Genomic DNA, 10456 nt, shown 5'->3' on the forward strand with positions numbered 1-10456 from the left:
GGCGGCCGCGCCGGCATCCTCGCCGCGCAGCACGGCCATCAGTTCCTGGTAGCGCGTCGAACGCGCGTGGTGCTTGCGGTATTGCCCCAGCTGCCAGGCGAGAAATTCTTCGTCGGGCGCGCGGCGCATGGCCTTCGCCGAGGCCGCGAGCCAGTCCTGCGCGATGGCCCGGCCGGTTTCCGACGCGGGCTCGGTGCGCGCGGCGATCGCGGCGCGCACGCGGGCCAGCGTGGCGTTGGCCGCTTGCGCATAGGCGGCGGGATCGAATTCGCCATTCCACATGCCGGCCGCCTCGGCGCGCATGCTCGCGATGAAGGCCGGGTCGCCGAGCATGGCGGCCAGTTCGGTCCAGGCGTCGATCTGTGCGGGCGTGGGTTCGGCCGGCAGTTCGGGCGTGGCGGCATCGACCATCTGGCGCTTCCAGTCGTCGCCCATGCGGGCGCCGGCGGCCACCTGGTCGTAGAAGTTCTCGATGGTCTGGCGAAGGCGGGTGTTCGAAAGGGTGGTCACGGTCCAGAGTCTCCGTAGCGAGGTTTCGGTGGGCTGCTTCTCGTCGGCCAGCGTCGCGCGCAGCACGGCGGCGATGCGGCGGCGGGAAGCGATTTCCGCCTCCAGGGCCTGGAGGCGGATCGTCAGAACATCGGTGAGCGACAGGCCTTCCGACAGCGTCCGCCCGATGGTCTCGAGCCCGATGCCGGCGTCGCGCAGCGAACGGATCAGGTCCAGCCGCGCCACGTCGTCGTGGGTGTAGCCGCGGTAGTTGGCCTCGCTGCGCGCCGCGGGCGGCAGCAGGCCCGCGTCCGAATAGAACCGGATGCGCCGCACCGACACGCCGCTGAGCTTGGCGATCTCGCCGATGGAAAGCAGTCGTTTGACGTTCATGGGCGGGTTGTAGCGTCTCCACCGGGTGGAGGGTCAAGCGTTGCGGAGCGCGGGGAACGCGAGCCCGTCTCCGACACGCGCGGTCGCCCTCGGCCGGCCGGCCTCGGGCCGCCCCGGTCGCACCATGGTCGAGCGCCGCGCGCCTGCCTCGCGGCGAAGGAGACACGCATGCCGCTGGCCTCGTTGATCGGCCGCTGGGCCATGAAGCCTTTCTCGAAGGCGCTGCCGCCGCTGGGCGACACCGAACGCGCCGCGCTCGAAGCGGGCACCGTCGGCTTCGAAGGCCAGCTGTTCGCCGGCCGCCCCGATTTCGACGCGCTCGCCGCCTTCGGGCCCAACCGGCTGACCGAGCGCGAACAGGCCTTCATCGACCGCGAGGTGCGCACGCTGTGCGCGATGCTCGACGACCATGCGATCGACGAGGCAAAGGACCTGCCGCCCGAGGTGTGGCGCTACCTGCGCGAGCAGCGCTTCTTCGGGATGATCATTCCCGAGGAATTCGGCGGCCTGGGCTTCGGTCACCACGCCCATGCCACGGTGGTGGCGCGCATCGCCACCGTCAACGTCGCGACCGCGGTCACGGTGATGGTGCCCAACTCGCTCGGTCCGGCCGAGCTGCTGCTGCGCTACGGCACCGACCGCCAGAAGCAGCACTACCTGCCGCGCCTGGCCGATGGCCGCGAGCTGCCGTGCTTCGGCCTGACCTCGCCCTACGCGGGCTCCGACGCCGCCTCGATCCCCGACCGCGGCGTGCTGGTGGAGCGCGAGTTCGAGGGCCGGCCAACGCGCGGCTTCCTGGTCGACTTCGACAAGCGCTACATCACGCTGGCGCCCGTGGCCACCGTGGTCGGCCTGGCCTTCCACGCGGTCGACCAGAGCCGGCCCGAGGGCCGGCGCGATCTCGGCATCACCTGCGCGCTGATCCCGGTGCCGCACGCGGGCATGGAGATCGGCCGGCGCCATCGCCCGATGGACAGCGCCTTCATGAACGGCCCCATCCACGGCCGCCAGGTCTTCGTGCCGATGGACTGGGTGATCGGCGGCGAGCCGCAGGTCGGCCAGGGCTGGCGCATGCTGATGGAGTGCCTGGCCGCGGGCCGCGCCATCTCGCTGCCCGCGCTCGGCTCGGCGATGCAGCAGACCGCGCTGTTCGTGAGCAACGGCTATGGCCGCATCCGCGAGCAGTTCGGCCTGCCGGTCGGCAAGTTCCACGCGGTGGCGGGGCTGGTGGCCCAGATGTCGGCCGAGCTCTATGCGAGCGATGCCGCGCGCCGCTTCACCGCCTGCGCGCTCGATGCCGGCGAGCGGCCCAGCGTGGCGAGCGCGATCCTCAAGGTGCAATTGACCGAGGCCGGCCGGCGCGCGGTCAACCACGGCATGGACATCCTCGGCGGCAAGGGCATCATTTCAGGCCCCTCGAACCTGCTGGGCGTGGCCTACAGGCAGGCGCCGATCGCGATCACGGTGGAGGGCGCCAACATCCTCACGCGCGCGCTGATCGTGTTCGGCCAGGGCGCGGTGCGCTGCCATCCGCACGTGCTCGACGAGATGGCCGCGGTGCAGGCCAACGACGAGACCGCGCTCGGCAAGGCGCTGATGGCGCATGGCGGGCACGTGGCGCGCAACCTCTGGCACAGCCTGTTCGGCGCGCCGGTGCTGGGCCGCCCGCCCGAGGCCTTGGCGTCCGAGGCCCGGCTGATCGCGCGCATGAGCGCCAAGTACGCGCTCACCGCCGACCTCGCCATGGGCATGCTCGGCGGCAAGCTCAAGCGCATGGAACTGCTGTCGGCGCGGCTCGGCGACGTGCTGGCCCACCTGTACCTGGCGAGCGCCTGCGTCTGGCGCTATGGCGTGGAGGCAGCGCCCGAGATGCTGCCCTTCGCGCAGGCCGCGATCCGCGTGCAGCTCGACCAGGCGGCGGCGATCCTGCACGACCTCTATGCCAACCTGCCCACGCCGGGCCGGCGCTTCATCGGCGCGCTGGTGCTGCGGCGCACCGCGCACCTGGCGCCGCTGCGCGACGTGCAGCTGCTGGCGCTGGCCGAGACGCTGCGCACCCGGCCCGACGTGGTCGAGCGGCTGGTGCCCGATCTCAGCGAACCCGCGGCCGGCGGCCTGCGCGACCTGATGAGCGCGCTGGAACTCGGCGACCGGCTCGGCGAGGAAACCGCGGCCCTCAACAAGGTGCTGCGGCGCACGAACTCGCTCGAGGCCGCGGCCCGCACGGCGGCCGATCCGGCGCTCGCGCTGGCCTATCTGCGCGCGGCCGACAAGGTGATCCAGGTCGACGACGTGCCGGGGCCGAAGGCGCGCGACGAAGACGAGGCGGGCGAGGGCGCGCTCAGCCCGCCGCGCCAGCCTGCGCCTTCGCCTGCGCAACCAGCGCCGGCAGGGCCGCCGCCGTCTGCGCATCGGCCGGAAAGAACGACTCCACCGCGAGTTCCTGCAACGTGATGTCCACCGGCGTGCCGAAGATGGTGGTGGTGCTGATGAAGCTCAGCACGCCGTTCGGCGTCACGAGCTGGAACGGCACCACCACGCCCGACAGCTCGCCGCCCGCGGGCGGGGTGTCGTGGCCGACGTGGGGCACGGGGTAGGCCGCGAGCTCGTCGTGCAGCTCGACCAGCACGCGGTCGCCGGTGGCCGCGATCTGCTGCTGCAGCCGCTCGAGCAGGTGGGCGCGCCATTGCGCGAGGTTGGCGATGCGCGAGGCCAGCCCGTCGGGCCGCAGGCTCAGGCGCAGCACGTTGACCGGCGGCGTCACCAGCTCGGCCGACGCGCCTTCCATCAACAGCGGCACCAGCGCGTTGTAGGCCACCAGGTTCCAGTGGCGGTCCACCGCCAGCGCGGGGAAGGGTTCGTGGCCCTTGAGCACCAGGTCGACCGCGCGGCGCGCCGAGGCCATGGCCGGGTCGTCGAGCGAGCGCTGGCGGTACATGGGCGCGAAGCCCGCGGCCACCAGCAGCGCGTTGCGTTCGCGCAGCGGCACGTCCAGCCGCTCGGCCAGCCGCAGCACCATCTCTCGGCTGGGGGCGGCGCGGCCGGTTTCCACGTAGCTCAGGTGCCGGGTCGAGACCTCGGCCTCCTGCGCCAGGTCGAGCTGGCTCAGGCGGCGGTGCGTGCGCCAGTGCCGCAGGTGCACGCCGAAGGGATCGCGCGCGCCCGGCTGGCCGGGCTTCGTGGGGTGGGGGCGGGGGGTGTTCATGGGGCCGCATTCTGGCGCGCGGGCCGCGCATCGCCATGACCTGGCAGGTCATGGACGCTGTGCGCCGGTCCCGGAATCATCGACCCCAACGCAGCAGGACTGTTCTGCGGCGTACCACCCGAACCGAAGGAGAAACCTCATGACCGCACGTTCCACGCTCTTCGCCTCGCCGCGTTTCCTGCCCCGCGTGATGTGGGCCGACGCCGCCTCCTGCGCCGGCACCGGCGCGCTGCAGGTCGCTTTCACCGACACCCTGGCCCGTCTCACCGGCCTGCCGGCCGCGCTGCTGCTGGGCACCGGCGTGTTCCTGCTGGCCTATGCCGCCGCCGCCGCCTTCATGGCCAGCCGCGCCACCCCGCCGCGCACGCTGATCGGCGTGGTCATGCTCGGCAACCTGGGCTGGGCCGTGGCCTGCGCCGCCTTGCTGGCCGGTGGCCTGTTCCCGGTGACCGCGCTGGGCGTGGCCTGGGTGCTGGCGCAGGCGGTGTGCGTGCTGGTGCTGGCCGAGCTGCAATGGAGCGGGCTGCGCGCGAGCCGGCCGATGGCGCGGATGGCGCTGGCCTGACCGTCTCCCGCCAGCAGACTGCCGAGGCGCCCCGCGAGGGCGCCTTTTTCGTGGCCACGCGGGAGGCCTTTTTGTCAATGGCCGCCATGGCCTTTCGCCCCCGCCGATGCGATGCCTGACTACAGCAATTGACATTCATCCCTGCTAACCTTTGAGGCGCTTCACGAACACATTCCCCAAGGAGTCCCACACATGGCCAAAGCACCGGCTCACGCCTTTGCGTCCACCCTCAAGACCTTCAAGACCGCATCGGGCAAGGCCGGCAAGTACTGGTCCCTCAAGGAGCTGGCCAAGCAGCATCCGAGCGTCGATCGGCTGCCGGTGTCGATCCGCATCGTGCTCGAGTCGGTGCTGCGCAATTGCGACGGCCAGAAGGTGTCGGCCAAGCACGTCGAGGAACTGGCCCACTGGGCGCCGAACGCCGAGCGCACCGACGAGATCCCCTTCGTCGTGACCCGCGTGGTGCTGCAGGACTTCACCGGCGTGCCGCTGCTGGCCGACCTGGCCGCCATGCGCAGCGTGGCCGCCAAGCTCGGCAAGTCGCCCAAGACCATCGAGCCGCTGGTGCCGGTCGACCTGGTGGTCGACCACTCGGTGATGGTCGACTACTACGGCACGCCCAAGGCGCTCGACCTCAACATGAAGCTCGAGTTCCAGCGCAACAACGAGCGCTACCAGTTCATGAAGTGGGGCATGCAGGCCTTCGACACCTTCCGCGTCGTGCCGCCGGGCTTCGGCATCGTGCACCAGGTCAACCTCGAGTACTTCGCGCGCGGCGTCTATTCGAACCCGAACGACAAGGGCGAGGTCCCGGTCTACTACCCCGACTCGCTGGTCGGCACCGACAGCCACACCACCATGATCAACGGCGTGGGCGTGGTCGGCTGGGGCGTGGGCGGCATCGAGGCCGAGGCCGCGATGCTGGGCCAGCCGGTCTACATGCTCACGCCCGACGTGGTGGGCTTCGAGCTCACCGGCAAGCTGCGCGAGGGCGTGACCGCCACCGACCTGGTGCTGTTCGTCACCGCGATCCTGCGCGCCGAGAAGGTGGTGGGCAAGTTCGTCGAGTTCTTCGGCCCGGGCGCCGCCTCGATCGCCGTGCCCGACCGCGCCACCATCGGCAACATGGCGCCCGAGTACGGCGCCACCATGGGCTTCTTCCCGGTCGACGAGATGACGGTCGCCTACTTCGAGGGCACCGGCCGCACCAAGGAGGAGGTCGAGCGCTTCGAGGCCTACTACAAGGCGCAGGGCCTGTTCGGCATGCCCAACCCCGGCGACATCGACTACACCAAGGTCGTGCGCCTCGACCTCGGCACCGTCTCGCCGAGCCTGGCCGGCCCGAAGCGGCCGCAGGACCGCATCGATCTGGGCCACCTGTCGACCAAGTTCTCCGAGCTCTACAGCAAGCCCAACGACGCCAACGGCTTCAACCAGCCGGCCGACAAGCTCAAGCTGCGCTATCCGCTCGCGCCGGCCGGCGCCGGCAACGACGAGGAGACCGCCGCGCCCGCGCCGGGCGCGCCGCGCGACCTGGTCGAGATGGTGGCCAACCGCACGACCAAGGCGGCCGCGCACGTGAGCGCCACCGCGCCGGCGGCGCCGTCCAAGTCCAAGGGCGAGGTGACCATCGGCAACGGCGACGTGCTGATCGCCGCCATCACCTCGTGCACCAACACCTCGAATCCGAGCGTGATGCTGGCCGCGGGCCTGTTGGCCAAGAAGGCGGTGGAAGCCGGCCTCTCGGTCAAGCCGCACGTCAAGACCTCGCTGGCGCCCGGCTCGCGCATCGTGACCGAGTACCTCGAGAAGGCCGGCCTGCTGCCCTACCTCGAGAAGCTGGGCTTCTACCTCGCGGGCTACGGCTGCACCACCTGCATCGGCAACGCGGGCGACCTCACGCCCGAGATCAACGAGATCATCACCAAGAACGACCTGATCGGCGCGGCCGTGCTCTCGGGCAACCGCAACTTCGAGGCGCGCATCCATCCGAACCTCAAGGCCAACTTCCTGGCCTCGCCGCCGCTGGTGGTGGCCTTCGCGATCGCGGGCAACGTGATGGTCGACCTGATGACCCAGCCGGTGGGCAAGGGCAAGGGCGGCAAGGACGTCTACCTCGGCGACATCTGGCCCACGCCGAAGGAGATCGACCAGAACCTGCGCTTCGCGATGAACGCCAAGTCGTTCCGCGCCAACTACGACAAGGTCAAGACCGACCCGGGCAAGTTCTGGAGCAGCATCAAGGGCACCACGGGCCAGGTCTACGACTGGCCCACCTCGACCTACATCGCCGAGCCGCCGTTCTTCGAGGGCTTCAAGATGAAGCCGCACGCCTCGGACGCGGGCTTCAAGGGCGCGCGCATCATGGCGCTGTTCGGCGACTCGATCACCACCGACCACATCTCGCCGGCCGGCTCGATCAAGGAAAGCTCGCCCGCGGGCATCTGGCTCAAGGCGCACGGCGTGCCCAAGGCCGACTTCAACAGCTACGGCTCGCGCCGCGGCAACCACGACGTGATGATGCGCGGCACCTTCGCCAACGTGCGCATCAAGAACCTGATGATTCCGCCGGACGCCAACGGCACGCAGGAGGAGGGCGGCGTCACGCTGTTCCAGCCCGGCAACGAGAAGATGTTCATCTACGACGCGGCCATGAAGTACATCGCCCAGGGCACGCCCACGGTGGTGTTCGGCGGCGAGGAGTACGGCACCGGCTCGTCGCGCGACTGGGCCGCCAAGGGCACGCAGCTGCTGGGCATCAAGGCCGTGGTGGCGCGCAGCTTCGAGCGCATCCACCGCGCCAACCTGGTCGGCATGGGCGTGCTGCCGCTGCAGTTCCGCGGCGCCGATTCCTGGCAGACGCTGGGCCTCACGGGCGACGAGCAGATCGACGTGGTGATCGGCGGCGAGCTCAAGCCGCAGATGGACGTGAAGCTGGTCGTGCACCGCCCCGACGGCACGCACCAGGAGGTGACGGTGCGCCTGCGCATCGACACGCCGATCGAGGTCGACTACTACAAGCACGGCGGCATCCTGCCGTTCGTGCTGCGGCAGCTGCTGGCCGCCTGATTTCGGTGACGCGCGTCGGACTGATCTCCGACACCCACGGCCTGCTGCGCCCGCAGGCCGTGGCGGCCCTGCAGGGCTGCGACTTCATCGTGCACGGCGGCGACATCGGCAGTCCCGCCATCCTCGAGGCCCTGCGCGCGATCGCGCCGCTGACCGTGGTGCGCGGCAACAACGACCGCGAGGCCTGGGCCGAGGGCATTGCCGAGACCGAGCGCGTGGCCTTCGGCGGCGTGCATCTCTATGCCATTCACGATCTCGCGCAGCTCGCCATCGACCCGGCCGCGACCGGCGTGCGCGTGGTGATCTCGGGCCATTCGCACAAGCCCAGGATCGAGGAACGCGGCGGCGTGCTCTACGTGAACCCGGGCAGCGCGGGGCCGCGGCGCTTCAGCCTGCCGATCGCCGTTGCCGAGCTGCGGATCGAGGGTGGCGCGGTCGACGCGCGCATCGTCGAACTGGCGGTCTGACCCTGCCTGTCACAGGGCTTTCATTACCATTCGGTAAGAAAAGCCCATCAGATGAGAATGGTTCTTGTTTGATGGGTTATCCTCGTCCGCTCCTCCGGGGAGCCGACATGCAGCGCCGCTGATCGCGCCGGTTCCGGAGGGCTCCTCTCGCCCTGAATTCCGAAGCCGATGCTCATCCCCTTTCTCATCATGCTGCGCGAAGGCATCGAAGCCGCGCTGATCGTCGGCATCGTCGCCAGTTACCTCCAGCAGAGCGGGCGCGGCGCGCTGATGCCCGCGGTGTGGGTCGGCGTGCTGCTGGCCACCGCGCTGTCGCTGTTCGCGGGCGCCGGGCTGCAACTGCTCGCGGCCGAATTCCCGCAGAAGCAGCAGGAGCTGTTCGAGGGCGTGGTCGGGCTGATCGCGGTGGTGATGCTGACCTCGATGGTGTTCTGGATGCGCAAGGCCGCGCGCTCGATCAAGGGCGAGCTGCAGGCCTCGATCGACCAGGCGCTCGCCAAGGGCTCGGACGGCCAGGGCTGGGCGCTGATCGGCATGGTGTTCCTCGCGGTCGCGCGCGAGGGCCTGGAGTCGGTGTTCTTCCTGCTCGCGATCTTCCAGCAGAGCAGCGGCTGGGAAGCGCCCGTGGGCGCGCTTGCCGGCATCGCGGTGTCGGTGGTGGTCGGCTACGGCCTCTACTCGGGCGGCGTGCGGCTCGACCTGCGGCGCTTCTTCCGCTTCACCGGCCTGTTCATCCTGCTGGTGGCCGCGGGCCTGCTGGCCGGCGTGCTGCGCAAGCTGCACGAGGGCGGCGTCTGGAACCACCTGCAGACGGTGGTCTTCGACATGAGCGAGACCCTGCCGATGGACAGCCCGCTGGGCGCCGTGCTGTCGGGCCTGCTCGGCTACCAGGCCGCGCCAGTGGTGGGCGAGGTCGTCGTCTACCTGGCCTTCCTGGCCGTCGCCCTGTTCTTCTTCCTGCGTCCGGCCGTGCCGGCGCCGCGCGCGGCTGCGGCCGGCTGAAACCCCTCGATGTCCCCTTCCTCTCCCGAACCCAAGGCCGCTTCTTCCAACCTGATGCGCGCGGCGGTCGCCGCGTCGGCCCTGCTGGCGCTCGCCGGCCTCGCGGCCTTCTGGTATGCCTCCAACCACGCGCGCCAGGCGCCGCCGAAGGCCGCCGACAACGCGGTCACCGTCACGATCCGCGGCAATGTCTGCGAGCCCAACGAGATCACGGTGCCGGCCGGGCGCACCACCTTCACCATCGTCAACCAGTCGAACCGCGCGCTCGAGTGGGAGATCCTCGATGGCGTGATGGTGGTGGAGGAGCGCGAGAACATCGCGCCGGGCTTCTCGCAGACCATGACGGTGAAGCTGCAGCCGGGCGATTTCGCGATCACCTGCGGCCTGCTGAGCAACCCGCGCGGCAAGCTGCGCGTGACGCCCTCGGCCGCCTCCGAGGCCGAGGCGGCGCGGCCCTCGCTGGTCAACTACGTGGGCGCGCTGGCCGAGTACCAGACCTTCCTGCGCCTGGAGGCCGGCACGCTCGAGGACGCGGTGCGCGCGCTGTCCGACGCGGTCCAGGCCGGCGACCTGCAGCAGGCGAGGGCACTCTATGCGCCCGCCCACCTGGCCTACAAGCGCATCGAGCCGATGGCCGAGCTGTTCGCCGACCTCGACACGCGCATCAACGCGCGCGCCGACTACTTCGAGAAGCGCGAGGCCGATGCCGGCTTCACGGGCTTCCACCGCATCGAGTACGCGCTGTACGACCAGAACGACCTGAAGTCCTTGACTCCGGTGGTGGCGCAACTGATCGCCGACATCGGCGTGCTCAAGGAACGGCTGCGCGGCCTGAACATGCCGCCCGAGCGGCTCGCGAGCTCGGCCTCGAAGCTGCTGCGCCGCGTGGCCGACAACCTGCCCGCGGGCGGCGAGGACCATTACGGCCATGCCGAACTCGCGAACCTGCAGGGCAGCTACGAAGGCACGAAGAAGATCGCCGACCTGCTGCAGCCGCTGCTGGTGAAGGCGGCGCCCGCGCTGCAGAAGAGCGTGGACGAACGCTTCGCCGCCTTCGACGCCGCGCTCGCGCCGTACCGCGAAGGCGAGGGCTTCAAGCCCGCGTCGCTCGACGAGGCGCAGCGCAAGGCCCTGGCCGAACCCGTGCGCGCGCTGGCCGAGGAACTGGCCAAGGTGAATGCCGCGCTCGGCCTGGAATGAGCCTGCCGCCGACCGACCTCCCATGACCACGAAGAACGAATCCCTCCCCACCGACGGGCCACCCGC

At 70.4% G+C, this 10456-nt stretch carries 8 protein-coding genes; 6 read left to right on the top strand and 2 right to left on the bottom strand.

Annotation, left to right across the window (positions count from 1 at the left end; translation table 11 throughout):
* Positions 1 to 882, bottom strand: an 882-nt coding sequence (locus AC27VN_RS20805) for a MerR family transcriptional regulator (RefSeq protein ID WP_490877730.1), incomplete at its 3' end; no start/stop codon positions are given.
* A 168-nt stretch (positions 883 to 1050) separates the two neighbouring features.
* Here AC27VN_RS20805 and AC27VN_RS20810 point away from each other — a divergent pair.
* Positions 1051 to 3336 carry an acyl-CoA dehydrogenase gene (locus AC27VN_RS20810; protein WP_490877731.1) on the top strand — a complete coding sequence of 762 codons (2286 nt, stop codon included), beginning with the start codon at positions 1051 to 1053 and terminating at the stop codon, positions 3334 to 3336.
* Here the strand turns inward: AC27VN_RS20810 and AC27VN_RS20815 are convergent.
* Positions 3224 to 4087: a helix-turn-helix domain-containing protein gene (locus tag AC27VN_RS20815; RefSeq protein WP_093348805.1), complete on the bottom strand. Its 864-nt coding sequence runs from the start codon at positions 4085 to 4087 to the stop codon at positions 3224 to 3226. The genes AC27VN_RS20810 and AC27VN_RS20815 overlap by 113 nt on opposite strands.
* Before the next feature lie 139 nt (positions 4088 to 4226).
* Here AC27VN_RS20815 and AC27VN_RS20820 point away from each other — a divergent pair, with 139 nt between their 5' ends.
* The 5 genes from AC27VN_RS20820 (at position 4227) to efeO (ending at position 10390) form a co-directional block, all read left to right on the top strand.
* Positions 4227 to 4652: a hypothetical protein gene (locus AC27VN_RS20820; RefSeq protein WP_398498891.1), complete on the top strand. Its 426-nt coding sequence runs from the start codon at positions 4227 to 4229 to the stop codon at positions 4650 to 4652.
* A gap of 192 nt (positions 4653 to 4844) precedes the next feature.
* Positions 4845 to 7721, top strand: coding sequence for an aconitate hydratase (locus AC27VN_RS20825; RefSeq protein ID WP_296780213.1), 2877 nt, complete (start codon positions 4845 to 4847; stop codon positions 7719 to 7721).
* Positions 7722 to 7726: 5 nt separating this feature from the next.
* On the top strand, positions 7727 to 8188 hold the full coding sequence (locus AC27VN_RS20830; RefSeq protein WP_490877732.1) for a metallophosphoesterase family protein: 462 nt from the start codon (positions 7727 to 7729) through the stop codon (positions 8186 to 8188).
* A gap of 168 nt (positions 8189 to 8356) precedes the next feature.
* Positions 8357 to 9190, top strand: a complete 834-nt coding sequence (efeU, locus tag AC27VN_RS20835) for an iron uptake transporter permease EfeU (RefSeq protein ID WP_490877733.1) — start codon at positions 8357 to 8359, stop codon at positions 9188 to 9190.
* Positions 9191 to 9199: 9 nt separating this feature from the next.
* Positions 9200 to 10390: an iron uptake system protein EfeO gene (efeO, locus tag AC27VN_RS20840; RefSeq protein ID WP_490877734.1), complete on the top strand. Its 1191-nt coding sequence runs from the start codon at positions 9200 to 9202 to the stop codon at positions 10388 to 10390.
* Positions 10391 to 10456 lie beyond the last annotated feature (66 nt).

It is taken from the genome of Variovorax sp. 20P10.2.4, assembly GCF_058244205.1.

Coding starts and splice junctions, on each gene's coding strand:
- AC27VN_RS20810 (WP_490877731.1), top strand. CDS start 1,051: ATGCCGCTGGCCTCGTTGATCGGCCGCTGGGCCATGAAGCCTTTCTCG.
- AC27VN_RS20815 (WP_093348805.1), bottom strand. CDS start 4,087: ATGAACACCCCCCGCCCCCACCCCACGAAGCCCGGCCAGCCGGGCGCG.
- AC27VN_RS20820 (WP_398498891.1), top strand. CDS start 4,227: ATGACCGCACGTTCCACGCTCTTCGCCTCGCCGCGTTTCCTGCCCCGC.
- AC27VN_RS20825 (WP_296780213.1), top strand. CDS start 4,845: ATGGCCAAAGCACCGGCTCACGCCTTTGCGTCCACCCTCAAGACCTTC.
- efeU (WP_490877733.1), top strand. CDS start 8,357: ATGCTCATCCCCTTTCTCATCATGCTGCGCGAAGGCATCGAAGCCGCG.
- efeO (WP_490877734.1), top strand. CDS start 9,200: ATGTCCCCTTCCTCTCCCGAACCCAAGGCCGCTTCTTCCAACCTGATG.